Genomic DNA, 25468 nt, shown 5'->3' on the forward strand with positions numbered 1-25468 from the left:
TGGGCATGTAACGAAAGGTGCAATGCACTTCAAAATAAAGATTATCCTTGGTTTACCCTAAAAATATGGACAGGATTGTCCTTGTATGTAGTTGTTTTATCCAAAAACATCCCATTTTTTTCGGCTACCTTTTGAGAAGGAATGTTATCGATATGAATAATGGAAATAAGTGAATCCGAAAAGTTATTTTGGAAAGCGTAATCTCTACATTTTTTGGCGGCTTCAAAGGCAAAGCCTTGTAACCAAAATTTTGGTAAGATGGAATATCCAATCTCGAGTTCTTCCGTTCCATCAACATTTTGAACCAAGAGTCCACATAAGCCTACAAGTTGTTCCGTGTCTTTTAAAACTAAGACATTCATGCCGCCCAAATTCATTTCATACCGTTCAAAAATTCTATCAAATTGTTCCGTACATGCTTTAATGGGGTCTGGTTCGAGGCCATCCCAATATTTAGTGGATAAAGGATTGAGATAGAAAGGAAGCCAATGGTCAAAGTCCGAAGGAGTAACTTTTCTGAACAATAAACGCTGCGTGGTTTCGTCTTCTAAAAGATATTTTGGCATTACTCTTTTGTGAAAGAAATTATATCTCCAACTTCCAATCCCCAAGTATCTGAAAGACCTGCGTTTATTTCCAGTACATATTTTACCGGAACCTGAGAGGAAAGTCCTGTCTCGTTAAAAGGTTGGGCGTTCTTTTGGAAACTGGCAATTTTTAGGTCTTCATCGATATAGATAATATCCAAAGGGAATTCGGTATTCTTCATATAGAACGAATGCATGGCTACATCAGGAAAAATAAACAACATTCCTTGATGGTCTTCCATGGACTCGCGGTACATCAACCCTGTTTGGGTCTCATATTCAGATTCAGCTATTTCAATATCCAAAGTGGTCAAGATGGAATCTGTTTCAGATCGTGTAACGGTAAGTGAGCCTTCTTTGGTAAAACCTATGGTTTCGGTTTTTATTTCTTGCTTGGATTCTGTCTTGCATGAAATTAATAGCATACTGAAAACCAGTAGCAATAGGAGAAATCTCTTCATTTATTGGGCTATTTTGGATGGATTTGGCCTAAACATGAAATATAATCCAACAATGATCATAGGAATGCTTAGCCATTGTCCTGTAGAAAGAAGGCCTAAAGATTCTTCAAAGCCTCCTTGACTCTTTTTAAAATATTCCACAAAAAAGCGTACTGTCCAAAGGCCGACCATAAAAACTCCGAACAAATATCCGATCTTGTCTTTTTTATCCGTTTTCCAATACAAAAAGTATAGGGCTAGAAAAACGAACACGTAGCATATAGCTTCGTATAGTTGCGCAGGATGTCGATAAGGAATCGATTCCAGTACACTTGAAAACTCTGGATTATTCTCAATGGTCTTGTATGCTGCGCTAGCTGTTTTCTCATTGGTAATCGACATTGCTTTATAAGCGGGCATATCATCTGAATCCCGTATAAACCGAGTTGCCAAAGCAAATGATTTATCAACGACCCTACCATTTATCTCCGAATTGAAAAAATTTCCCAACCGAACAAAAGCGGTTCCTATGGCCGAAGCAACAACCATTCTGTCCAACAACCATAGCATTTTAATGTCTTTCCATTTTCTACAGTAAAGCCAAACACCTATAATCGCAGCGATAGTTGCTCCATGGCTTGCCAATCCCGTGAATCCTGTGAACTCATATCCATTGATAAAACCAAATAAGGAACCTTTAGAACTTTCCCGTATCGGTAATAAAATTTCAATTAAATGATTTTTATAATAATCCCAATCGTAGAAAAAAACATGTCCCAAACGAGCACCCAACATGATGGATACAACTCCATGAATAAAAAGTGAATCCAATTTTTCCATGGATTTTTTTTCATTCAAAAAGATACGCTTCATAATAAACCAGCCAGCTACAAAGGCCGCTATCCAGAGCAAATTATAATATTTAATCTGAATAAACCCTAATTTAAAAAGGGTGCCATCGGGGTTCCAATTAAAGCCTAGGAAGTACATGTATTAAATTTTGGGCTAAGATAATTAAATAGATGTTAGTAGTCAGTGGTCAGTGGTCAGTGGTCAGTGGTTCTGTTGTCGGTTGCTTGTTTCTGTAATTGGATTTTGTCTTTGCACTTGCACTTATAGTTTTGAATTTGATTTTTGAACTTGAACTTGAACTTTGAGTTTGTATTTGATTTTTGAACTTGAACTTGAACTTGAACTTGAACTTTGAGTTTGTATTTGAATTTTTTAAGGAACAGGATCATAGCCTTTGCCACCCCACGGATTACAGCTAAAAATTCTTTTTATGGATAGCCACCCTCCTTTGAACAATCCATGTTTTTTGAGTGCTTCCAACGTATATGCAGAACAGGTAGGGGAGTATCTACAGGTTGCTGGAGTGTATGGTGATATTAAAAGTTGATATAGCCTCACCAACAGTACAAAAGGAGCGATAAGGATTTTTTTGATTGACATTCCTTTTAATGTTTGCTATACCTTCTTAAGATTAATTTACGCTAAAGCTAGTGCCATCTTTTCCATCTTTGAGCTGAATGCCCAAAACAGTCAATTTATCTCTAATCTGATCAGAAGTTGCAAAATCTTTATTAGCTCTGGCCTGATTTCGAAGCTCGATGAGCAAGTCCATTACACCATCCAACGTATTGGAATCATCCTTTACAACGACTTGATTCTCTAATCCCAAAACATCATACGCAAAAGTGTTCAAGGTTTGCTGTAGTATGGCTTTGTCCTCTTCGGTTATAGTTTCTGTACCTTCTTTAATTAGGTTAATGTGCTTTACGGCTTCAAAAAGATGTGCGATTAATATCGGGGTGTTAAAATTATCGTTCATGGCATCATAGCACTTCTGTTTCCATTGAGCAAGGTCAAAATCAGATGTAGAACCTATTTTGACTTTCTCTAGATTATCCATAGCGTCCATTAGACGATAGTATCCTTTTTCGGAAGCTAATAATGCATCGTCACTCAAATCCAAAATACTGGTATAATGGGCTTGCATCATAAAAAATCGTACTACGGAAGGTGCATAAGCTTTACTGAGTATATCATTGTCGCCACTGAAAATCTCTGAAGGATAAATATTGTTCCCAGTAGATTTTGACATTTTTTTACCGTTCAAGGTCAGCATATTCGCATGTAACCAATATTTAACGGGAGATTTTCCGGTACAAGCTTCGGCCTGGGCTATTTCGCATTCATGGTGCGGAAACTTTAAGTCCATTCCTCCACCATGTATATCAAATGTCTCCCCTAAATATTTTGTGCTCATGGCAGTACATTCCAGATGCCATCCGGGAAAACCATCGCCCCATGGGGAAGGCCATCTCATGATATGTTGTGGCTCGGCTCTTTTCCATAGTGCAAAATCTTGCGGATTTCGTTTTTCATCCTGTGCAGAAAGTTCGCGGGTATTGGCAATCATATCTTCCAATTTTCTTCCGCTAAGCTTGCCGTAATCATTGCTCTCGCTGAACTTTACAACATCAAAATATACAGAGCCGTTTACTTCGTAGGCAATACCTTTTTCTAAGATTTCTTTGATAATCTCTATTTGCTCTATAATATGGCCCGTTGCCGTGGGTTCAATACTAGGGGGCAAAAAGTTGAGTTTTTGAAGCGTGTTATGAAAATCGACCGTATACCGCTGCACAACTTCCATCGGTTCAATCTGCTCTAACTTGGCCTTTTTTGCAATTTTATCCTCGCCATCGTCAGCATCATTTTCCAAATGTCCGGCATCCGTTATATTACGAACGTACCGCACTTTGTATCCCAAATGTTTAAAATATCTAAAAATCATATCAAAGGACATAAAGGTGCGGCAGTTTCCTAAATGTACGTTACTGTAAACCGTAGGACCGCAGACGTACATACCAATATGGTCTTCATTGATAGGCTCAAAAATTTCTTTCTTCCCAGAAAGTGAATTGTATACTTTTAGGTTTTGGCTTTTGTAAAGTTGCATTGAAAAGTTAATGGTTAAAAGTCGGTCTCTAGGTTGATATAATCCAAAAATTCTCTTCGTACAGCCTCATCCTTGAATTTTCCACCATATTCTGCGGTAACGGTGCTGCTTTCAATATCCCGTATCCCCCTGGAATTTACGCAGAGATGTTTGGCATCCATGACACATGCAACATCTTCGGTTCCCAATACTTTTTGTAATTCTTTGACAACCTGAATGTTCAATCGCTCCTGAACTTGTGGGCGTTTTGCAAAATAATCCACGATACGGTTCATTTTAGACAGTCCAACAACGGTGCCATTGGAAATATAGGCAATATGGGCCCTTCCGATTATTGGTAATAAATGGTGCTCACAAGTGGAGTAGAGTACAATATTTTTCTCCACCAGCATCTCGCCATATTTGTACTTGTTTTCAAATGTTGAAGAGTTTGGTTTTCTATCTGGATGTAAGCCTCCAAAGATTTCGTTAACGTACATTTTAGCTACTCTTTTTGGAGTGCCTTTAAGGCTATCGTCATCCAAATCAAGTCCAAGTGCCAACATTATTTCCCGTACACTCTTTTGTATTCTTTCGATCTTTTCCTCATCACTCAGTACAAAGGCATCTTTTCTGATAGGTGTCTCGGTAGAAGTGCCAACGTGGTCATTGCCTCTTTCTTCATGTTGTTCATCCAAAGCCTGCTCTAGTTTCATTTGTTAAATATTCAAGGAAGCAAAGATATACATTAATAGGCTATTTAACATCTGGTAGTCCTAGTTTGGCAACATAAATTATTGCCAAAAGAAAAGCCACTATATTTTTATAATACCCAAACCTACAACCATTTATGGTGAAATCGTGTATAGGAATCTTATTCTTGGTGTTTTTGTGCCAAATAGCCCGTTCGCAGGTCTTACCCGACTGTGCAGATGCGGTACCTATTTGCAACAACACACCAATAAATGTAGGAGCCAACGGTTTTGGCGTAGATGACTTTGGTGGTGATGGTTCAAGTGGATGCCTTGAGCGAACGCTTTCCGGGGCGATAGAATCCAATTCGGCGTGGTACAGGTTTAGGACAGGAGCTTCGGGTCAGTTGGGTTTTAATATAGGGCACGATAGTACAGAGGATTGGGACTTTGCCTTGTATAGAGCTAGTGACTGTAATAATTTAGGGGAACCCGTACGGTGCAATTTTTTCGATAATAGTGATTTTAAAACATTTTTGGGAGTGGGGGAAGATCCTACGGGAGATGTAGATTCCGTTCACTATGAAGATTGGTTAGACGTAAGTGTAGGTGAGGAATATTACTTGCTCATTAATAATTTCAGTAATGTGAATTCTGGATTTTCGATTCAGTTCACGGGAAATATTCTTGTTACAGACCCAATGAACGCCTTGGACTGCTCTATAGTAGACAATCTCTTGGGCCCTCCCATTGCTGCCTGCGAAAATGAGACCGTAGTTTTGGATGCCACAACCACAGGTGCAACAAATTATGAATGGTATAGCAATAATGGTACCGGATTCCAGCTACTGGCAGCAGCTAGTGGAAGTCCAACATTACAGATATTGAATTCTGCTATGTATAGGGTAGTGGTTTCAACACCTACAGGTTCTTTGATCAGTGACGTTCAAGTAGCCTTCAATGTCATACCCACTACGGCATCAATAACTGATGAAATACTGTGCTATACAGCAAATTTAGAAGTTGATTTGGAACTAAAGGATTTTGAAGCACTGGGAACACAGGACCCAGATAGTTTTATTGTTAGTTATCATAGCTCTCAAGCGGATGCGAATCAAGGGATTGATCCATTTTCCAAAACATATCAAAAAGGCTTGGGACAAGAGACCATTTATGTGCGGACAACTTCTTTGGCCAATCCCAATTGCTATGATGCCTCTGAAAGTTTTGTTTTAAATACCATAGAAACACCTGAACTCACTTTTCCTGAAGAAGTGATCATATGTGAGGATAATAATGGTATCGTCATTGGGGAAACTGCTCCCAATCCAAGTTATAGTTATCAATGGAGTACTGGTGAGCAAACCCCGAACATAACAATTTCGCAGGATGGAGATTACAACTTGACTGTTACGAACTCATCAAATGGTATACTTTGTACTGAAAATAGAACCGTTCGTGTGCAAACTTCGGTTTTACCTGTCATCTCGGATATAGAAATAGAAGACCTTAGTTCAAGCAATACGGTAACTGTTGTAACAGAAGTAGTAGGAGAATTTGAATATCGTTTGGATGAAGGTACTTTTCAGACTAGTAGTGTTTTTGAAGGGGTCCCGGCAGGGGTTCACACGGTAACTATGAGAGATATCTTTGGTTGCGGGGAAGTTGTGGAAAACATTGTGGTTGTAGGCTTTTTGGCTATTTTCTCTCCAAATGGGGATGTGCTCAACGAAACATGGCATGTTGAAGGTTTATCTGAATTGAATTCCCCGGTTGTTACCATCTATGATCGTTATGGAAAGTTGCTTAAAGAACTGACGGAATTTAGTCCGGGTTGGGATGGAAATTTTGATGGCAGACCGCTTCCCTCTACTGATTATTGGTTCAAATTATCCTATTTGGATGAAAACGGAAATAGGATGAACGCGAAGTATTTACGGAATCATTTCTCCTTGAGAAGATAGGCAAAAATGCATTTTATCGATTAACTGTATAATTTTTCGGTCAAAAAATACTAAAAACTCATTTTGGGCAGTTATACAGGTTATACTTAGTATAATCTTTAGCCCCACAATTCTATGAGAGCCTTGTTAAGCGCTATCTGTTGTATGTTTCTTTTTTCTTTGGAAACACATGCCCAAAACTCACCCGATTGTAGAACCGCTATACCCGTTTGTGCGGATGCACCTATTTTATCGTTTACGGACGGTAGTGGTGATATTGATGACTTTGACCCAGAGGTCATTACACAATCCGGTTGTTTGGAAAAAGGAAGTGTAAGTCTCGCTAATATTGAAAACAATACCTCTTGGTATGTCTTTAGGGCCGGAACAAATGGACAAATTGGTTTTGATTTGGAAGCATTGCCCGTTACACCCGGTGGTATAATTACTTCTGAACTGGATTTTGCCCTGTACGGACCTTTTGACCAAACAGCTGGACAAAACTTTTGTACGGTTATTGGAAATGGAGATGCACAGCCCATACGTTGTAATTATGAGGTTAACGATACAGGTTTCACCGGAATAGGGGTGAATCCAATAAATGGTAGGGAAGGGGCACCCTTTGTAAAGGGTAGTCAGAATACTTATGATGAGTTTTTAGATGTTATAGCAGGTGAGATCTATTATCTATATATTAATAACTACAATACCAATTTTGATGGTGACCCAGAGCCATTCTCCTTGACATTTACGGGCAGCTCTGTTGATGCCGACCAAAATACAGCACTGGACTGTACGCTGCGCGACGAATTTTTAGGGTTGGACATTATTGCCTGTGAGGGTGATCCGGACATTGTTCTAAGTGCCTTGAATTCCCCAGCCGGACCTACAGCCTCATTTTTTACGTGGGAGCTGGATGCAGATGATGATGGCACCTATGAAACTGTTCTGGCAAGTGGACCTGCTGAAACCGAACTAACCGTTACAAGTCCAAACTCCGGTCGTTACCGTGTGACCATAGAGACTACTTTGGCAACCACCATAACAGATGATATTCTGATCACCTTTTTTGGCGTTCCAGAATTGGATGAAGTACGTGTGGTCGATGATCTGGTGAACAGCAACCAAACCGATCCTTATAATATTGAAATAGTTCCTTTAGGGAATGGAGATTATGAATATGCCATCAATGATGGGGAGTTTCAGGATGATCCTTTGTTTTTTGATGTGCCCCCGGGCGTTAATACTGTTGTTATCAATGATAAAAACGGATGTGGGATTACGGAACCTATAGAATTCTTGGTAGTAGGTTATCCAAAGTTTTTTACGCCTAATGGTGATGGGATTCACGACAATTGGAATGTACTAGGTATCGAAACCCTTTCTGATCCCACGGTTTACATTTTTGACCGTTACGGAAAACTGCTAAAGGAATTGGATATCACAGGCGGTTGGGACGGTACTTTTAACGGAAGACAGTTACCGTCTTCGGATTACTGGTTTCGCTTGGATTATAACCGAGATGATGAAGGTGTTATCGTGGCACGTTCCGTGAGAAGGCACTTTTCTTTGGTTAGATAACCAAAAAAGACCGGAATGGTCATCCACACCGGCCTTCAGATCTTTTTTATGTGACGTTTACATGATAGAATGCCTACTCGCAAACTAATTGAAAGTCTAAGCCGGGAAATACCCAACCGTTACCTTCAAGATTATCAACTGCCATATCAGCTCCAGGGCCACAGACAGTGATATTCTCCATACCACAGGTAATTCCGGTTGGTCCGCCGTTATCTTTTACAAAATTGTCCCAACCGACCAAGGTGTTTTCCATGCTCCCTTTGGACATTCCACTGTTATCGAACATACTGAGCATACTCAAAATATTTCCAATGTTCCAATCCCCTATATCTTGATCGAAGGCAGAGGCCCCAAAAAACATTATGACCGTGTTGGTGACGCTTCCCGTATTCCACTGGCCAATATCCTGGTTGAACTCGAAAGCCCCAGCAAACATTCCGCTCATGTTGGTGACTTTTCCCGTATTCCACTGGCCAATATCCTGGTTGAACTCGGAAGCCCCAGCAAACATTCCGCTCATGTTGGTGACATTTGATGTATCCCAATTACTTATATTGCCATTGAAAGACGATGCTCCTGAAAACATATCGAACATATTCCCAATATTGTCTACCTTCCAATCGCCTATGTCCCCGTTAAATTGTTGGGCATTACGGAACATACCAAAAAGGGAAGATACTTGCGATAGGTCGGGCACATCAGTTGCATTATAAAACATATTTACACAGTCCTCGAATGCCACTGTCAATTTCTCCCAACCAATAGTGCCCCATTGGTCCAAACTTACAAGTTTGGACGCACTTGGGAGCCCTGACATCCTTATACTGGGAAAATCTCCCTTGATCGCCACAATATGGTTTCCGGCGGTTGCATACGAATGCGTTATATCTGTATCTCCGGTAATATTTTCAATAGTGCCGTCCCCCCAATCGATCATAAAATTGTAGTCATAAGTTATTGACAGACCTATTGTTATGCTTTCACCATTCTCGTTGGTCTTCCAGGTGGTCACAAAACTGTTGGTATCATCTGCCAGGCTTTCGATTACATCCTCGACATTGACCGTAACTTTCGCATTTGTCTCCAACTCCCCATCCTCAGCGCTCACAAAAAGGATATGTTCCGTTTTGGTCTCAAAATCCAGGGATTTTCCGGCAGTTAGGCTAAGGACACCGTCACTGGTGATGTCAAAAAGCCCGTCATCGTCGGACTCTATGGAAAACGTAAGGCTGTCCCCATCCGGGTCACTAGCTTCTACCGTTCCAATGGGCTGGGCATCGGTGATATCCTCGGCAACGGCAAAGGACTGTTCCAGTATGACCGGGGCCTTGTTCTCTTCTTTTGGTGGCACACTGTCGGGGGGCATACTGTTGGGCGGCACACTGTCCGGGGGCACACTGGGCGAATCATCCTTGCCACAGGAAAGAGCAATCGAGCAAAGACATAGGAATAGACAAATGTTCTTCAATTTCATCTTTATGTAATTTTAGTTTTACACAAATTGAGATTTCTTGGTGATAGTTAAGAAGCAAAATGAACGGATACCCCCATTCGTTTGACGAATGGCCATTTTGAGTTGACGGAATTTTTTGTTACCGTCCCAAAAATGGAAAGGATAGCACAGCTAGATACTTCTTTGTTCAATACCGAGGGAAATAGGAAGTTTCCCCGATGCCAAGATTCTGGAAAACGAAACTTCGTCCAAATGGATACAAGAATTGTGAATGACCGTGTTTGGGGTCTTGGATTTTGGGTTTTGGTTTAAGGTTTTGGGTATAAATTACTGAACACAGGTGTGAATAGATATGCTTACGTCGAACCCATGTTAATTATGTTTAGAACTTTAGGGTAAAGCCCAAGGTCACGTTGGTATTCCTTCTATTGATCATGGTCGAACTACTTATTCCCGAATCAAAAAGTAACGTATTTACATCTTGTTCTGTCCTATTTACGGCTAAATCCAATCTGCTTCCGCCAAAATTATAACCAATACCCCCGGAGTAGCCAGTTAAATCACCAATGAGATTTCCTTCTTCATATGGGCTCTCTTCATATCGATATCCAGCTCTTAGACTTACATCATCAATCCTGTATTCTCCTCCAAATCTGTATGTGTTCACAACACCTAATTGATTTGCGATAAAATCATTTTCCGCTGCAAAATTAGGGTCCGAATTGGGGCGTAGTTCTGCATTGGACATGTCTTGATAGCTGTAATCAAAGCTTAAAAGTCCGTCTTTTCCAAAGACAACAGCTAAACTACCAGTAAGTTTTTCGGGAGTTCGTATTCTGTATTCTTCAAATAGATTTACAATTCTAAAATCGATAAAATCAATATCTGGTTCCGCCAATGTTGAATTGATGCGTTGTGATGTATCGTCCGTTAGTTCGTACCAAGTAGGGGATTGGTAACTACCACCAATGCGAATGTTGTCGTTCAATTTAGCAATGGCTCCAACGCTAAATGAAAAACCATATCCTTCGGTTCTCAAAAGATTATCGAACGTAGTGAACTGTACGGGGGAATCTGTGTCATAACCGCTCTCATCCAATAACGTCAATCTCTCATAAAGTATGGTGTGAAAATTTACCGAGGCCCCTATGTAAAGATTCTCTTGGTACTGCCCTGCAAAATTCGCAGTTAGCTTGCTGTTGTACCCAGTAGTACTTTGAAGATAGTTTTGGTTTACTCCGTCATAAGTTGCGTTGGATACGTAAGCAGTGTTCTCGTCATCATCGACCGTTGGCTCTATAATACCGGCTTGAAAGCCCAAAAATGCTTGTTGTGCTCCAAAGCCAATGTTGGAACCTATATCTAAATAAGCATCTTCTATGAACTCTCCCTCTTGTACTCGTAAAGGTCCTAAAGCTTGGCCTTGTGCAAAGTTCAAGAAATAATTATCGATGCCTTGTGTTGTATTTCCCGATACGGAAAATTCATTGTCAAAATTCTGCACCATATCATAGTTGAAAGCAAGTGCCAGTTTTTTCCATGCACTTTCGGTGGATTTAAAGACAAATACACCCCCCAATTGATTTAATTCCAAGGAATTAATATTGGTTTCCGTTAGGCTATTTCCGAAAGCGGCTTCGTTGTTTCTATTAAAATTTGTGCCTGTTATGGTAAATTGACTAAAGTTGAAAACAGCTGAACCCGCAGGGTTTACATTTAAAGATGATAAATCACCACCCAAGGCACCAAATGCACCGCCCATAGCCTGAAACCTTGCGGTTCCTTGAATATTTTCATTGCTAAAGCGTAAGACGTCGTTAATATTTTGGGCATTAGCAAAAGTGCATGCCAATACCGTTATGAAAGTTAGGATTCTTTTCATTTGTTTTCTTTTTTTGCCTTGCATTAATTAGGGATTATCTTCTTCTTCCACTACTTCTTCCAGATGATCTAGATGCTCCAGAAGACCTACTGGAACCACCTGAGCTTCTATAGCTACCAGAAGACCTTGAGCTACTGCCAGAACTACGGTAGCTGCCACTACTTCTAGAGCTTCTGCTTCCACTGCTTCTGTAGCTGCCAGATGATCTTGAGCTACCAGAAGATCGGCTGTAGTTGCTACTTCTTGGAGCAGTTCTACCAGAAGACTGGTAGCTTCTTGTACTTCTTCCCGAAGTTCTGTAGCCAGATGAAGAACTCCTGTTTGCACCACTACTTCTATAGGTTCCACTATTTCTTGAAGATGATGGTGAAGTTCCATAGGAACGACTGGTTCTGCCATTACTTCCATAATTTGCGGCAGACCGTGTACTTCTACTTGATCTATAATTTCTATTTCTTGCTATTGCATCTGAACTTACTGATCTTCTCGCCGTAGAACCACTACTGTACGACCTTGAGCTCCTTCCAGCTGAAGAACTTCTATTTACGTTGGAACGTCCACTTGCATATCTTGAGGAATATCCACTTCTTCTAGAAGCTAGATTGGACCTGCTTCTTATTGCAGTACCTGGAATTACACTGTTTGAATAGCCCCTTCTTGATCTATTGTAGGCATAACCTCTATTAAATCCTCTGTTCCAACCGCGACCATAGTTTCCGTTCCAGCCCCAGGCACCACCCCAGTAAGGGTTGCCCCAGCCACCGCCCCAACCGAAGCCACCGCCCCAGCCAAAGCCGCCACCCCAAGCAAGACCACCGCCCCAGCCCCAACGGTTCCATCTCCACGGGTTGTTCCAACCCCAGCCAAAGCCACCGCCCCAGCCCCAATTGTTCCAAAGCCATGGATCGTTCCAACCCCAGCCAAAGCCACCGCCCCAGCTATTATCGTAAACGTTTACGGTTAAATTAGTGGGGTTATCGCCCCAACCTGGATTTCCGTTGTAAGTGTTGTTTGTGGCAAAATAATCTGTTTGTTCACCAATTTGAGTATCATCATTTTCAGTGCCGCTATAGTAGCTATCGACATCTGTAAAAATCTCATCATCTAGAATCTCATCAAACTCATTTGCCCTTTCACCAAAATAATCACCATATATATCGCTCTCTCTTTGTTCATTTCTTACAGCCTCGGCAGATTTCTTTTCTACACGTGCAACACGATTATTGTTGGAATAAATTCCATCATCATCATAGTAAGAAGCTTGTTGATAGGAACCACAAGAGGTCATTAGAAAAATGACCAGAACAAATATGGCGGGAATTTGAAATCTCGAGAAGCGTATAGACTTTGTCATAGTGCAATTTTTATTGTTGAACATACTAAAAATAGTTAGTTTTACCGAACTATTTTGTTATAAAGTCACAAGTTTTGTGCCAAACTATTGTAGATGGGGAAAAAATTAACGAGTCAGAGCGAGGATTATTCCAAATGGTATAATGAGCTTGTAGTAAAGGCAGATTTAGCTGAAAACTCAGGGGTTAGAGGGTGTATGGTCATAAAACCTTATGGATTTGCCATTTGGGAAAAGATGCAGGCCCAGTTGGATAAGATGTTCAAAGAGACTGGACATGAAAACGCTTATTTTCCTTTATTCATTCCTAAGTCGTATTTAAGTAAAGAAGCTAGTCATGTTGAGGGTTTTGCAAAGGAATGTGCAGTGGTAACGCATTATCGGTTAAAAAATGCAGAAGATGGAAGCGGAATCGTAGTTGACGAAAATGCAAAGTTGGAGGAAGAGCTAATTGTTCGGCCTACATCAGAAACTATTATATGGGATACGTATAAAAGATGGGTTCAATCTTACAGGGATTTACCGTTGTTGATCAATCAGTGGGCCAATGTGGTACGTTGGGAAATGCGTACAAGGTTGTTTTTGCGTACTGCTGAATTTTTATGGCAAGAAGGACACACGGCACATGCTACAGAGCAGGAAGCTTTGGAAGAAGCCCAGCAGATGATGCACGTGTATGCAGAATTTGCGGAAAAGTATATGGGTGTTCCGGTAATAAAGGGTACAAAAACAGAAAGCGAGCGTTTTGCAGGTGCGGAAGAGACGTACTGTATTGAGGCATTAATGCAGGACGGTAAGGCATTGCAAGCAGGTACCTCACATTTTTTAGGACAGAACTTTGCAAAAGCTTTTGATGTGAAATTTGCCAATAAAGAAGGAAAACAGGAATATGTTTGGGCAACCTCTTGGGGTGTTTCAACCCGACTGATGGGGGCTTTGGTGATGACACACAGTGATGATAACGGATTGGTACTTCCACCCCAGTTAGCACCTATTCAAGTTGTTATTGTTCCAATCTATAAAGGGTTGGAGCAGTTAGATGCTATTTCAGAAAAGGTGAATCCCTTAGTAAAGGAATTACGTAGTAAAGAAATCTCTGTTAAGTTTGATAAAAGGGATACCCATAAACCGGGCTTTAAATTCAATGAATACGAATTGAAAGGTGTACCTGTTCGTTTAGCGATTGGACAGCGCGATTTGGAGAATGGAACTTATGAGGTGGCTAGAAGAGATACGCTTGAAAAGGAATCGGTTAAAGCAGAAGCGGTTGTGGATAAGATAGTTTCTTTGATGGATGAGATTCAGGAAAACATGTTTCAAAAAGCTTTGAACTTTAGATCGGAACATATTACTGAGGTGGATTCATATGATGAGTTCAAAAAAATTATATCTGAAAAAGGTGGATTTGTTTCTGCACATTGGGATGGTACCGTTGAGATCGAAGACAAAATAAAAGATGAAACCAAAGCTACAATTCGTTGTATTCCTTTAGATGCAAAAAAAGAGGCGGGGAAATGTATGGTTACGGGAAAACCATCTTACCAGCGTGTACTATTTGCTAAGGCATATTAAAAGATAGCAAAAAATAAAACATACTATTGCAGGACTTAAAAATAATTGTATTTTTGCATCCGCAATTATGCACCCGGCCCGTTCGTCTAGGGGTTAGGACGCCAGGTTTTCATCCTGGTAACAGGGGTTCGATTCCCCTACGGGCTACGAAGTTCAATGAAATATTGGAATGGATTAATTTTGAGTTCTATAAGAGTGAAGCTTTTTTGAAACCATAATTAGTTATATCCAAAATGGCCCGTTCGTCTAGGGGTTAGGACGCCAGGTTTTCATCCTGGTAACAGGGGTTCGATTCCCCTACGGGCTACTAAAAAGTAATAAATTAAAGGTAAGGAATTAAAAAAAGTACTTTTAATTTTTATCATCCATTTTAAATAAAGATAATGGCAAATCATAAGTCAGCATTAAAAAGAATAAGAAGAAACGAAGCAGTTCGTTTACGTAACAGATATCAGCATAAAACGGTACGTAATGCTATTAAGAAATTACGTAATGAGGAAGATAAGAAAGCCGCTGAAACTTTGTTGCCAACAGTAGTTGGAATGATAGACAAGCTTGCTAAGAGAAACATCATCCACAATAACAAAGCTGCTAACTTAAAAAGTAAGTTAATGAGTAAGGTTGCTGCAATGTAGTACCCTTTCATATTATTTAGCATAAATAAAAAGCGCCCTAATTTTAGGGCGCTTTTTTGTTGTGTAATAGGTGATAGAACTATTCCTGCAGTTCGGATTCATTTCTATAGCCAGAAGAATCTTTGTACCAATCCTGGAAGGCGGTTCCTCCTGAAGTAGCCCATTCATTAAAGAAGTTATAGGCTTGGTTCACTGGAACATTTTCCTTTGGGGGTTTAAAATTGTGAACAATATTGATGGCCCAAGGCAATCCTGATTCAGTTTGATAATTACCATCTTCATCTCGATTAACACCTTCGGCAGAGGGGGTGTTTGTTCCTAAACTAGTTCTGAACCTATTGGGTAAATGGATTTCGTTTCCTCTGTTTCTGTCCACTATCAAAAAGGGATTGAATGGTGCAATTCCCAATTGATTGGTGGTAATGGGCGTTGTGAATTTCACCTCTATTTTTGAAGGTATTCCCAACATGGTCTCATGGTTGTCGAATAGAATTATGACCGCTCTATCCTGATTTTGCTCAATACCATTAGAGGCTACGTTGATATAACCTTCCGTTAACACTGTGCCTGTGACAGATTCTATTAAACTTGGGGCTATACTTTCCAGTTCAATTCCGAAAGCATTTACAAAACCGGCTCCATCAGAGCTTACCTCAAAATAAATATCTAATTGCACAGCCATGTTGTCCGAGTTAAGGACGGCAACAAACCTATAGTTGATTGTCGTATCGTTGAAATCATAGTCTCCCAAGAACGGCCATAAGTCTTCAAAAGCTACGGTTCCCCAACCGTATTTACTTGGTGTGAATTGCTCAAAGGCTTTGTCGGCATCTTCAGGAAAATCATCATTGCTGTCAGTAATACCATCTCCATCGGTATCAGGGTCCACTGCTTCTTCATCAAAAACACGGAAAGTGGTTAAATCATTTATAGTTCTGTCAAAAGAGATACCAGAATTTGAATTGGGGCCATATCTGTATTCCCAACCGCCTGTTTGGGTATCCATAACTATCAAATTGCTGTTACTGCCATTATTGGCCAGCCACAATTCATTATTGGAGTCAAATGTCATAGAGGTTGGATTGAATGGCAAGTCTTCACCACTAATCCTGGTAGAGTCGTAGTCACCTTCTACATTCAATTCAAGTCGATAAAGCCCAGAAAAAGTACATACGAATAAGGTACCATCTGCTGCGAATGCTAAATCCCCACCCTGCGTTCGGTCAAGACCGTTGATATCCCATTGAGAAAGAATGGATCCATTGGTTGGGTCAATAGAATACAGCTTTGCCTGTGTTGAGAAATAGAGCAACCCGTCTTGAGGGTTAAAATCCAAACGTGGGCCACCTATACCTAAGTTTGCTATTGTGGTCCATGTATCATTGGCGATATCATAGCGCATCAGGGGATTCGGATTAGATCTGCCTATTGAATATAAAAAGTTATTTTGCTGATCAATGGCAGCAGTAAAGCTGCCCATGGGCATGGTAGAGATAAAAGTGTACGCCCCAGTAATGGGGTCTACTTGAAACAACTCTGCACTACCATTTACGCAGTATAGAAAGTCCTCAACAATGCCTTTGGAAGAAGAGGCGCTTTTTGCACTTAATGACGAGTAATTGTAAATGACCTGCTCTGAAGAGATATTGACTATTTCTGAAGAATAGGCGAAACCCTCTTTTCTTCTTATGTATAGTTGATTATAATAATCTGGAACCACAAATGTATGCTCAATTTTTCCTCCAGAAGGAGCGCCACTGAAAATTAGATGGTTCAGATTGTCCACAACATAACCCGTACCGGTAACTTCTTCATCGTCTTCATTGACATAGGTTATCTGACCATTGGTTGAATTTTCTTGATAGGCGTATACGTCATACTTGACATTGGTAGAATTATCATTGATCGTCAATTCCACCGACCTTTCCGTTTTGAATTCAAAGCCAGATGGAATTTGCAGTTCCGTAATTTTCAGCTCATCTACAGGTACTTCAATTTCATCTTCACTTTCCGTATCAATGGAATCATCAAAATTATCTTTGACACAAGAGGAAAAGGTAAATAGTAGTACCAAATAAATTAGTGAGAAAACGATTTGGGATATTTTCATCATTTTTATTTTGCGGATTTACATCCAAATTAATAGTATAAAATTATATTCGTTTATTATATAAATGCTTCTGTTTTAGCTGGGATACCATCAAGTATCGGTTAATGGCATGCTTTATTCGATAAATAATTAGTAGTTTTTAAACTACATATATGAACGAAAAAGATTACAATATTATATATTCGATTAATAATTCGTACCACTAAAGTTGTGAAAGAAGCTAAAGTAGTGGTGTATTGATGCTATCCGAAAAATACTTCATGTAAAAACCGGCCTGGAGCCAATGTAAAGCCCCCAGCGATAATCAATGCCCCAAAATATAGCAAGACCATTTTGCGCTTATGTGCTTTTACATTTTTCTTCCTTATAGCGGTTATTGCTGTTGGAACGGTATACAAGGTTAAAAAACTAAAGAAATGTATAAAACCAAAATGATTTAGAAACTGGCTGCCAACCTGTGCAGGTAAAAACAAAGAGACGAGTGCGGTGAAAAACATAAGGCCCATATAAACCTTTCCAATGTTTTTTTGTTTTTTTGTTCCTTTTTTTACCGATAAAAAGATATGCGCCCAAAAATATGCAGGGAACGACCGTAAAAAGGTGAATATACATTAAGAACAGATATATAGTTGTCATGGTTTAGCTTTTTCAAAGGAAGAAAAATCACAGAAGTTCCAGCACAAAAGGTTTCCCAATTGTTGTTTATAGGCGATAAACTGTGTAAAGAAAAGACTATCTAAATGCCTGTCTTTTCCCTAATAATAAACCGATTATAAAAAATGAATACATTAAAACTATAGCGGTCAACAGCACTGTTCTAAGATGAAATTGGATGGATACGTCAAACTTTAAATAATCCGAGAGTACAATAAAAGGAAAAAATACATAAAATAGGAACAAGCCTATACTTATCCAGTAGAGCAAGTTGCTTTTTTTGGAAAAAAGATTTTTCTCAGCACTTTTTTCTTTGAAATAGAAAATCAAACCCATAACTAAAACTACTGACCCAAATGAGTGCGCAAAGTTTAACGGTTTGAGAAAAGGATTTTGAAAAAAAGCACTTATTATATAAACAACCATGCTTATTAAGGCTCCATATTGGATTATTTTTTTTGAGTTTTTGTTAACTAGGGTTTTCCAATAAACCCTATAAAAAAAAAGAAAAAATATTATTTGATAAACAGTATAGATAATTACATTGAAATGCGAGTATCGATTATCTGAAAAGAACTGAAAATCGTCATGATATTTTATAAAATAACCCAAAAGTTCTGTAAAAAAAGTATAAATGATAAGGATAGGGAGATACTTTAATACAGTATCAAAGTACCTCCTATATCTGTATACAGCTACCAACCAAGTGATAAGATATATGATTGTAAAAAACTGATTTTTTATAAAACGCAGTAGCTCCTGTGTCATATTTTAATTAAAAATCACCAGATGGTGGGGGAGAGGAATTTCCATGATTCATGGTCAAGCTCTGCTCTCCTTGCATTAGCGGAGCTGTAGTCAAAGAAGGCATAAAACTTGCCTGGGCTGTTCCATTGGCTTGTTGTATAGAATCTTGCACTCCATTTATACCTACTGCATCTTTAACAAGTTTTGCTTTGCCGTCGGCACCAATATAGAATCCATAATCCAAGCCTTTAACCTTCATGGTGGGCAGCATAAAAAGCGAGTTTTGTCTTGGATGGACCACCCTTTGACCGTCTGGAAATCGTCTTTTATTGGGATAAGTGGCAAAATAGAAACGCAAGGTAGAAATATCCACGTTGGCAGCTTCAGCCTCTTGTTCTATAAAGGCCATGTACTGTTTCATGGTCTTATAATCAAAAGAAGTAAATCTGGATGGTTTAAAGTTCTCGTCCCTATTTGTGGTCATTTCATATTGTTGTATGGCTTCCACGCGGTTCGTACCATAATTATCATATAGTGATTTCGATTCCGTTAAGGAGATAATCTGTTTGGGAGGCTCTACATGTTCTTTGGGCTCTTCCTCAGGTTCTTCTTTTGGATTTTCCTTTTGTTTTGGTTGGCAAGCACCTAGTAACAATAGGATAAAAACTAGGAGGAATGGTGCTGCTTTTTTGGTGTTTTTCATGTTGTAAGTGTTTTTAGTGTTGATAGTATGGGAAACCGTACTAAAGATATGGCATTTCTATAAAATGGAGGTATAAAAAAACCCTTTGAATTTCATCAAAGGGTCTTGTAATGGTAATTGATATCATTATTCCAATATGGAAATTATTGATTCATCGTCAACAAAAATTCTTCGTTGTTCTTGGTCTGCTTTATACGTTGTTCCATGAACTCCATAGCTTCAACAGGATTCATATCCGCCAAATATTTTCGCATGATCCACATACGTTGAATAGTGGTTTCATCCAGCAGAAGGTCATCCCTTCGCGTTGATGAAGAAATAAGGTCAATAGCTGGGAAGATTCTTCGGTTAGAAATTCTTCTGTCCAATTGTAGTTCCATGTTACCCGTACCTTTAAACTCTTCAAAGATAACCTCGTCCATTTTAGAACCTGTCTCTGTCAAAGCTGTAGCTATTATAGATAGTGACCCGCCATTTTCAATATTACGTGCCGCTCCAAAGAAACGTTTTGGTTTATGTAAGGCATTGGCATCAACACCACCGCTCAACACCTTTCCAGATGCAGGTTGTACGGTATTGTAGGCACGTGCCAATCTTGTAATGGAATCCAGCAGGATAACAACATCATGGCCACATTCTACCAAACGTTTTGCTTTTTCCAACACGATATTGGCAACACGAACATGTTCTGTAGCTTCCTTGTCAAATGTAGAGGCAACAACTTCTCCATGTACGTTACGTTGCATGTCCGTAACCTCTTCTGGACGTTCATCTATCAAAAGAATGATTTGATAAACCTCAGGATGATTGGCGGCTATGGCATTGGCAATATCTTTTAACAACATGGTCTTTCCCGTTTTGGGTTGGGAAACGATCATGCCACGCTGTCCTTTTCCAATGGGGGAGAACAAGTCCATTATACGCGTTGATAATGTGCTTTGTCTCTCGGCCAACTTAAATTTTTCTTTTGGAAACAATGGTGTTAGGTGTTCAAAAGATACACGGTCACGGACCACTTGTGGATCCAATCCATTTATCTTACTTACCTTGATAAGAGGAAAATATTTTTCTCCCTCCTTTGGAGGTCTAACATTTCCCAGTACCGTATCTCCGGTCTTTAGGCCAAACAGTCGAATCTGTGATTGCGAGACGTAAATATCATCAGGAGAGGATAAATAATTATAGTCAGAAGAACGCAAAAAGCCATAACCATCTTGCATAATATCAAGTACGCCCTCACTTTCGATAATACTATCAAACTCAAATTCGGGTTCTTTGTACCTGTTTTTTAAATCTTTATCAAAATTGCTGCTCTTTTTTTCATGGCCGCTATTCCTTTGATGCTGATTGTTCCTTCTGTTATTGTTTTGGTTTTTTTGAGCCCCACTTTGTTTGTGCGGCTCTCTTTTTTCCGGTTGCTTATCTTCTTTCTTAGCTACCGGTTCCGTTTCTGCTGCCTTACTTTCGGCAGGCTTTTTGGCAACAGTCTCTTTTGGTTCTCTTTTAGGTCGTGGAGCTCTTTCTCTTTTTGGTTTTGGAGCAGGTTTTTCCTTGGCCACCATGTCAGTTTCTTGTACGGCTTTTGGATTGGATGCTTGCGTATCCAGAATTTGGTAGACCAAATCAAGTTTTTTGAGTGTCTTGAATTTTGGAACACTGAGGGTTTTTGCAATTTCCTGTAACTCAGGAAGCTTTTTAGCTTTTAGATCTGAAATCTCGAACATTAAGTTATGAATAGGTTAAACTTGTATAACGTGAATAATTGAAGTAAAAAGTTATTTGGGTACTACGATAGGAAAGTTTCCTTGGGTAAGTGCTTCGCTAATAACGACACAAGTATACAAATTATTTTTCAAGATTAAGGGTCATTTACCAAAAAGACGCTTATTTTTGCTTTCCGAAATCGATTTAAACAATGATTCAGCGAATCCAGACGTTATTTCTTGTTATTGTAGCTTTAATGGCTGGAGTTCTTCCATTTATTTTTAGTTTGTGGATTAATGGGGATGGGGTTGAGTTTTTCGCCAAAAATGAATTATGGATAAGTATTGTATTTTATGCATCCGCAGTTTTGGCCGTGATTTCGATTTTCATGTACAAAAACAGACAAAATCAATTTGTAGTAAACAGATTGAATATGATATTGAACCTTTTTTTACTAGGATTTTTCGTTTATCGATCGCTAAGCTTATCCGGAGAAACTATTGTTTCTGAGAAGGGTATTGGGATGTTGATTCCTGTATTTTCTATCGTTTTTCTGGTTCTGGCCAACAGAGCTATCAAAAAGGATGAAGATCTTGTAAAATCTGTTGATCGCTTACGTTGAACCTAACATCTTAGTAGTATTAGTGCGAGAAAATCCCGGCCTAGGCCGGGATTTTTTATTAGCAGCTTTATTCTGTAAAGTTTATAATGCATAGAAAGACAATAGTTCTAACCGTATTGGATAATTAAAAAGATTAGCGCTTGCCCAGTTCTATAACCTCAAGATTGGCTATTTTAGAACCGTCTACCGTAAATCGTAACATTGTACGGACTTGGTGAAACCCATGTTTTCCACAAGCGCCCGGGTTCATGTGGAGTAAATTCAATTTTTTATCGTTCATCACTTTTAATATGTGCGAATGCCCACAAATAAAAAGTTTTGGCGGATTCTTCCTGATTTCTTCCCTTATCCTAACATTATATTTATTGGGATAGCCTCCAATATGGGTTATCCAAACATCAACATCCTCGCAAAAAAAACGATTGTTCTCTGGAAATTCGTTTTGTATAATATGGTCATCAATATTACCATGCACTGCTCGTATTGGCTTAATCCTTTCCAGTTTGTCCGTGATGTGTAAGCCTCCAATATCGCCCGCATGCCAAATTTCATCTGCTTGCGCCGCGTACTTTAAAATGGTGTTATCTATGTGGCCATGAGTGTCCGAAAGCAATAAAATTTTGGTCATAACGCTAAAAATTTCCTAAAAAAAGAATGTTGGATTTCTGTTGGATGGGATTAAGTATCTTTAATGACTTAAAAATAAGGCATTCAATTGAGATATTTTATCCGATTTTCCTATTTCGGAAAAGCATACCATGGGTGGCAGAATCAACCCAATGCTATTACGGTACAAGAAGTATTGGAAAAGGCATTGTCCACCTTATTGCGCGAAAAAATTGAAGTTTTGGGCGCTGGTAGAACGGATGCTGGAGTGCATGCTAGAGAAATGTATGCTCATTTTGAATATGGTGCGATTGGTAATACAAAAGATTTAGTGTTTCGGCTCAATGCGTTTCTTCCCGAGGATATTGCCGTTGAAGCGATTGAACATGTTACAAAACATGCCCACGCCAGATTTGATGCTGCGGAGCGGACCTATGAATATTGGATAGTTCAAAAAAAAAGTCCTTTTTATTCGGATACTGCATATCACGTTAGACATCCTCTAAATCTAGAGGCAATGAACAAATCAGCTTCTTTTTTAATGGATTACACAGATTTTGAATGTTTCTCCAAGTCCAATACAGATGTAAAAACCTTCAATTGTAAGATTTCGAAGGCTATTTGGATTGCTACAAACGATAAATTGATATTTACTATCACGGCAGATAGATTTCTTCGGAATATGGTACGGGCCATTGTGGGTACCCTGTTAGATGTTGGTCAAGGTAAAATGCAACCAGAAGAAATCAAAATAATAATAGCAAGTAAGAATAGGGAGGAAGCTGGGTTTTCCGTCCCTGCAAAAGGATTATATTTGACTAAAATCTTATACCCCACAGCAATTTTTAATGAGTAAAACCGAGGAAACAGGAACCGCTTTTGATTTTGGACTGTTCAAAAGAATTTTTGAGCATACCACACCATACAAAACAATTTTTTGGGTCGTAGCCATTGTTGCAATTCTTTCAGCTGCTTTTGCTGTTCTTACGCCGATCTTGGTACGGGATATCATAAACGAGGCCTTATCCAATAAAGATAGCGAGTTATTGTTTTATGTAGTATTGGCAATGCTGGGCGCCTTATTTGGGCAAGTTGTCTGCCAACTTTCCTTTAATTATTATGCAAACCTTTTGGGAGAATCCGTAATAAAGGATATTAGGGTACGACTTTTTCAAAAGATGATGGGTTTTAAGATGACCTATTTTGATAATTCGTCCATTGGTGTCTTGGTTACCCGTGCCGTAGCAGATATGCAACGTATAGGTGAGATATTTAGTCAGGGTTTCTTTGTTATTGTAGCAGATTTGTTAAAGATGGTTTCTGGTGCTACGGTCATGATACTCATTAATTGGAAGTTGGCATTTATCGTTTTTGCTATTCTTCCTGTTATTCTTATAGCAACGCGTTTGTTCCAAAAAGCGATGAAGGTTGCCTTTATAGAGGTTCGGGCACAGGTTTCAAATCTTAATTCCTTTGTCCAAGAGCGACTTGCAGGAATGAAAATTGTACAGCTTTTCAATAGAGAGGAAATTGAAAAAGAGAAGTTTAGAAAAATCAACGAGAAACACCAAAATGCTTGGTTGAAGACAGTGTGGTACAATTCCATATTTTTCCCCATAGCGGAGATTTCCTATTCTATCGGTATTGGTTTAGTGGTCTATTTTGGTGTGATTCAGAATATTGAAAATGTGGCTTTAAACGATACCGGGTCTATTTTTGCTTTCTTTTTCTTGATGGATCTATTGTTTCGTCCTTTGCGACAAATAGCGGATAAATTCAATACATTACAAATGGGAATGGTTGCTGCAAATAGGGTATTCAAGATTCTAGATACTGAAAGCCAGATTGCAGATACTGGGACTTTGGAAAAAGAAGATGTGAAGGGTGATATAGAATTTTCCAATGTACGTTTTGGTTATGTAGCGGATGAAGAAGTTTTACATGGGATTTCATTCAAGGTCGAAGCAGGCCAAACCGTAGCCATTGTAGGTGCCACGGGAGCGGGAAAATCAACCATTATCAATTTATTGAATCGTTTTTATGAAATAAATTCTGGTGATATTTTAATCGATGGCCATACTATTCGCAATTATTCCTTAAAATCACTCCGTTCCCATATTGCCATCGTATTACAGGATGTTTTTCTTTTTGCCGATTCGATAGCCAATAATATTTCACTTAGAGAATCTTCTGTAGAGCTTTCTACTATTGAAGCTTCGGCGAAACAGATTGGAGTGCACGAATTTATTTCGAGTTTACCAGGTAGCTACCACTATAATGTGAAAGAACGTGGAACCATGCTCTCTAGTGGACAACGACAATTGATTGCTTTTTTAAGAGCCTATGTAAGCAACCCAAGTATTCTAATTTTGGATGAAGCTACATCCTCTGTCGATACCTATTCAGAGCAATTGATACAGCAAGCTACGGATAAGGTTACGGAAGGCAGAACTTCTATTATCATCGCGCATCGTTTGGCCACAATTAAGAAGGCCGATAAAATTATAGTAATGGATGCTGGGCAGATTGTAGAAACAGGTACGCATAAGGAATTGCTAAAAAAAGGTGGATATTATAGTAATCTTTATGAAGCCCAATTCTTGGCTGAAGAGGTTGCCTAACTATTTAGCGATAAAATCTTCTAAAGACATATAGCCTGATACCAATGCGATTGCCGCTATTAATACTCCTAACATTATCGTAATGATCATAAATAATATTAGATAAACAAAACCTCTAAAAAAAGTACTGAAAAATCCAGTTTGGTGCATTTTCCCCAAAATGAAAAACTGATAAATGACGACTGCGATTAAGAGTATCCCATTAAAAACATCATATCTAATGTCAAAAAATCCAAATAGGGGAAGGCATATCAGTACTTGAACATAAGATGTTTGTGCGGTTATATAAGCGTTGGTCACCAAATGTTCCGTATAGTTGAATTTGCGCTTATCAATAAATAGTAACCAGGTCATTAATGCATACACGGGCATGAAGAGATATGAAATCGGACCCTGATAATCATAAACAAAATCCAAATTCGTAGTTTGATTATCAGAAAAACTACTTTGTGTAAGGTCTATTTCATATATGTTTCTAAGAACAAAAAACAAAAGTCCCGATAGTGTTATCGCTATGGCAAAGTAGCTTATGGGATTCATGTATTTTTTTCGTGTTCCAGAAACGTAGTATTGGATTACCGTATCTGGTTTTGATAATAAATGGCGAAATGTTTTCAAGAA

At 39.1% G+C, this 25468-nt stretch carries 22 protein-coding genes and 2 tRNA genes; 9 read left to right on the forward strand and 15 right to left on the reverse strand.

All coding sequences use genetic code 11. The annotated features are described in order from the left end of the window. Positions 1-41: 41 nt before the first annotated feature. From KIM67_RS11080 to folE, 6 genes are all read right to left on the reverse strand, one after another. Positions 42-566, reverse strand: coding sequence for a GNAT family N-acetyltransferase (locus KIM67_RS11080; RefSeq protein ID WP_213831395.1), 525 nt, complete (start codon positions 564-566; stop codon positions 42-44). Beyond that, positions 566-1048: a DUF192 domain-containing protein gene (locus tag KIM67_RS11085; protein ID WP_213831396.1), complete on the reverse strand. Its 483-nt coding sequence runs from the start codon at positions 1046-1048 to the stop codon at positions 566-568. Before KIM67_RS11085 ends, KIM67_RS11080 begins: the two co-directional genes overlap by 1 nt. Then, a complete protein-coding gene (lgt, locus tag KIM67_RS11090) occupies positions 1049-2017 on the reverse strand; it encodes a prolipoprotein diacylglyceryl transferase (protein WP_213831397.1) in 969 nt (322 codons plus the stop codon). 234 nt (positions 2018-2251) lie between these two features. Next, on the reverse strand, positions 2252-2479 hold the full coding sequence (yidD, locus tag KIM67_RS11095) for a membrane protein insertion efficiency factor YidD (RefSeq protein WP_163418107.1): 228 nt from the start codon (positions 2477-2479) through the stop codon (positions 2252-2254). 31 nt (positions 2480-2510) lie between these two features. After that, a complete protein-coding gene (cysS, locus tag KIM67_RS11100) occupies positions 2511-3992 on the reverse strand; it encodes a cysteine--tRNA ligase (RefSeq protein WP_213831398.1) in 1482 nt (493 codons plus the stop codon). Positions 3993-4006: 14 nt separating this feature from the next. Continuing rightward, entirely contained in the window at positions 4007-4687 is a 681-nt protein-coding gene (folE, locus tag KIM67_RS11105) for a GTP cyclohydrolase I FolE (RefSeq protein ID WP_213831399.1), read from the reverse strand. A gap of 134 nt (positions 4688-4821) precedes the next feature. On the opposite strand from folE, the gene KIM67_RS11110 reads away from it, so the two are divergent. Both KIM67_RS11110 and KIM67_RS11115 read left to right on the forward strand, forming a co-directional pair. Next, the gene (locus tag KIM67_RS11110) at positions 4822-6627 is read left to right on the forward strand and encodes a T9SS type B sorting domain-containing protein (RefSeq protein WP_213831400.1); all 1806 of its coding nucleotides are present in this window, start codon (positions 4822-4824) and stop codon (positions 6625-6627) included. Positions 6628-6741: 114 nt separating this feature from the next. Further along, entirely contained in the window at positions 6742-8187 is a 1446-nt protein-coding gene (locus KIM67_RS11115) for a T9SS type B sorting domain-containing protein (RefSeq protein WP_213831401.1), read from the forward strand. Between the two features lie 73 nt (positions 8188-8260). Here the strand turns inward: KIM67_RS11115 and KIM67_RS11120 are convergent, their stop codons facing one another. From KIM67_RS11120 to KIM67_RS11130, 3 genes are all read right to left on the reverse strand, one after another. Next, positions 8261-9661: a BspA family leucine-rich repeat surface protein gene (locus tag KIM67_RS11120; protein WP_213831402.1), complete on the reverse strand. Its 1401-nt coding sequence runs from the start codon at positions 9659-9661 to the stop codon at positions 8261-8263. A gap of 361 nt (positions 9662-10022) precedes the next feature. After that, the gene (locus tag KIM67_RS11125) at positions 10023-11522 is read right to left on the reverse strand and encodes an OmpP1/FadL family transporter (RefSeq protein WP_213831403.1); all 1500 of its coding nucleotides are present in this window, start codon (positions 11520-11522) and stop codon (positions 10023-10025) included. 34 nt (positions 11523-11556) lie between these two features. Further along, positions 11557-12876: a hypothetical protein gene (locus tag KIM67_RS11130; protein ID WP_213831404.1), complete on the reverse strand. Its 1320-nt coding sequence runs from the start codon at positions 12874-12876 to the stop codon at positions 11557-11559. Positions 12877-12969: 93 nt separating this feature from the next. Between KIM67_RS11130 and proS the strand changes: the two genes are divergently transcribed. The 4 genes from proS to rpsT all read left to right on the forward strand — a co-directional run bounded on the left by proS (position 12970) and on the right by rpsT (position 15080). After that, entirely contained in the window at positions 12970-14445 is a 1476-nt protein-coding gene (gene proS / locus KIM67_RS11135; RefSeq protein ID WP_213831405.1) for a proline--tRNA ligase, read from the forward strand. A 75-nt stretch (positions 14446-14520) separates the two neighbouring features. Then, positions 14521-14592 (forward strand) — tRNA-Glu (locus tag KIM67_RS11140). Positions 14593-14680: 88 nt separating this feature from the next. Next, positions 14681-14752 (forward strand) — tRNA-Glu (locus tag KIM67_RS11145). Between the two features lie 76 nt (positions 14753-14828). Beyond that, on the forward strand, positions 14829-15080 hold the full coding sequence (rpsT, locus tag KIM67_RS11150) for a 30S ribosomal protein S20 (protein ID WP_073175882.1): 252 nt from the start codon (positions 14829-14831) through the stop codon (positions 15078-15080). 79 nt (positions 15081-15159) lie between these two features. Here the strand turns inward: rpsT and KIM67_RS11155 are convergent, their stop codons facing one another. The 4 genes from KIM67_RS11155 to rho all read right to left on the reverse strand — a co-directional run bounded on the left by KIM67_RS11155 (position 15160) and on the right by rho (position 21018). Continuing rightward, positions 15160-17193, reverse strand: a complete 2034-nt coding sequence (locus tag KIM67_RS11155) for an LruC domain-containing protein (protein WP_213831406.1) — start codon at positions 17191-17193, stop codon at positions 15160-15162. Between the two features lie 239 nt (positions 17194-17432). Beyond that, on the reverse strand, positions 17433-17687 hold the full coding sequence (locus tag KIM67_RS11160; protein WP_250149238.1) for a DUF2306 domain-containing protein: 255 nt from the start codon (positions 17685-17687) through the stop codon (positions 17433-17435). A 932-nt stretch (positions 17688-18619) separates the two neighbouring features. Further along, positions 18620-19294, reverse strand: a complete 675-nt coding sequence (locus KIM67_RS11165; protein ID WP_213831408.1) for a hypothetical protein — start codon at positions 19292-19294, stop codon at positions 18620-18622. A 143-nt stretch (positions 19295-19437) separates the two neighbouring features. After that, a complete protein-coding gene (gene rho, locus KIM67_RS11170) occupies positions 19438-21018 on the reverse strand; it encodes a transcription termination factor Rho (protein ID WP_213831409.1) in 1581 nt (526 codons plus the stop codon). A gap of 191 nt (positions 21019-21209) precedes the next feature. Between rho and KIM67_RS11175 the strand changes: the two genes are divergently transcribed. Then, entirely contained in the window at positions 21210-21620 is a 411-nt protein-coding gene (locus tag KIM67_RS11175) for a DUF4293 domain-containing protein (RefSeq protein WP_213831410.1), read from the forward strand. Between the two features lie 133 nt (positions 21621-21753). Here KIM67_RS11175 and KIM67_RS11180 read toward each other — a convergent pair whose 3' ends face one another. Further along, positions 21754-22248, reverse strand: coding sequence for a metallophosphoesterase (locus KIM67_RS11180; protein ID WP_213831411.1), 495 nt, complete (start codon positions 22246-22248; stop codon positions 21754-21756). An 87-nt stretch (positions 22249-22335) separates the two neighbouring features. On the opposite strand from KIM67_RS11180, the gene truA reads away from it, so the two are divergent. After that, the gene (gene truA / locus KIM67_RS11185; RefSeq protein ID WP_213831412.1) at positions 22336-23082 is read left to right on the forward strand and encodes a tRNA pseudouridine(38-40) synthase TruA; all 747 of its coding nucleotides are present in this window, start codon (positions 22336-22338) and stop codon (positions 23080-23082) included. Continuing rightward, positions 23075-24847 (forward strand): ABC transporter ATP-binding protein, encoded by a 1773-nt coding sequence (locus KIM67_RS11190; RefSeq protein WP_213831413.1) that lies wholly within the window; start codon positions 23075-23077, stop codon positions 24845-24847. The genes truA and KIM67_RS11190 overlap by 8 nt, the downstream gene beginning before the upstream one ends. Here the strand turns inward: KIM67_RS11190 and KIM67_RS11195 are convergent, their stop codons facing one another. Next, positions 24848-25465 (reverse strand): DUF3667 domain-containing protein, encoded by a 618-nt coding sequence (locus tag KIM67_RS11195; RefSeq protein ID WP_213831414.1) that lies wholly within the window; start codon positions 25463-25465, stop codon positions 24848-24850. It abuts the gene before it with no gap. Positions 25466-25468: the final 3 nt, after the last annotated feature.

It is taken from the genome of Flagellimonas sp. 389, from assembly GCF_018449435.1.
Lineage (GTDB): Bacteria > Bacteroidota > Bacteroidia > Flavobacteriales > Flavobacteriaceae > Flagellimonas.

Bases quoted from the DNA above. Each gene is read 5' to 3' on its own strand.
- KIM67_RS11160 (WP_250149238.1), bottom strand. From the start codon at position 17,687: ATGTTTTTCACCGCACTCGTCTCTTTGTTTTTACCTGCACAGGTTGGC.
- KIM67_RS11110 (WP_213831400.1), top strand. From the start codon at position 4,822: ATGGTGAAATCGTGTATAGGAATCTTATTCTTGGTGTTTTTGTGCCAA.
- rho (WP_213831409.1), bottom strand. From the start codon at position 21,018: ATGTTCGAGATTTCAGATCTAAAAGCTAAAAAGCTTCCTGAGTTACAG.
- KIM67_RS11130 (WP_213831404.1), bottom strand. From the start codon at position 12,876: ATGACAAAGTCTATACGCTTCTCGAGATTTCAAATTCCCGCCATATTT.
- KIM67_RS11175 (WP_213831410.1), top strand. From the start codon at position 21,210: ATGATTCAGCGAATCCAGACGTTATTTCTTGTTATTGTAGCTTTAATG.
- KIM67_RS11080 (WP_213831395.1), bottom strand. From the start codon at position 566: ATGCCAAAATATCTTTTAGAAGACGAAACCACGCAGCGTTTATTGTTC.
- KIM67_RS11165 (WP_213831408.1), bottom strand. From the start codon at position 19,294: ATGAAAAACACCAAAAAAGCAGCACCATTCCTCCTAGTTTTTATCCTA.
- KIM67_RS11120 (WP_213831402.1), bottom strand. From the start codon at position 9,661: ATGAAATTGAAGAACATTTGTCTATTCCTATGTCTTTGCTCGATTGCT.
- lgt (WP_213831397.1), bottom strand. From the start codon at position 2,017: ATGTACTTCCTAGGCTTTAATTGGAACCCCGATGGCACCCTTTTTAAA.
- KIM67_RS11085 (WP_213831396.1), bottom strand. From the start codon at position 1,048: ATGAAGAGATTTCTCCTATTGCTACTGGTTTTCAGTATGCTATTAATT.
- cysS (WP_213831398.1), bottom strand. From the start codon at position 3,992: ATGCAACTTTACAAAAGCCAAAACCTAAAAGTATACAATTCACTTTCT.
- KIM67_RS11190 (WP_213831413.1), top strand. From the start codon at position 23,075: ATGAGTAAAACCGAGGAAACAGGAACCGCTTTTGATTTTGGACTGTTC.
- rpsT (WP_073175882.1), top strand. From the start codon at position 14,829: ATGGCAAATCATAAGTCAGCATTAAAAAGAATAAGAAGAAACGAAGCA.
- proS (WP_213831405.1), top strand. From the start codon at position 12,970: ATGGGGAAAAAATTAACGAGTCAGAGCGAGGATTATTCCAAATGGTAT.
- folE (WP_213831399.1), bottom strand. From the start codon at position 4,687: ATGAAACTAGAGCAGGCTTTGGATGAACAACATGAAGAAAGAGGCAAT.
- KIM67_RS11115 (WP_213831401.1), top strand. From the start codon at position 6,742: ATGAGAGCCTTGTTAAGCGCTATCTGTTGTATGTTTCTTTTTTCTTTG.
- yidD (WP_163418107.1), bottom strand. From the start codon at position 2,479: ATGTCAATCAAAAAAATCCTTATCGCTCCTTTTGTACTGTTGGTGAGG.
- KIM67_RS11155 (WP_213831406.1), bottom strand. From the start codon at position 17,193: ATGATGAAAATATCCCAAATCGTTTTCTCACTAATTTATTTGGTACTA.
- KIM67_RS11180 (WP_213831411.1), bottom strand. From the start codon at position 22,248: ATGACCAAAATTTTATTGCTTTCGGACACTCATGGCCACATAGATAAC.
- KIM67_RS11125 (WP_213831403.1), bottom strand. From the start codon at position 11,522: ATGAAAAGAATCCTAACTTTCATAACGGTATTGGCATGCACTTTTGCT.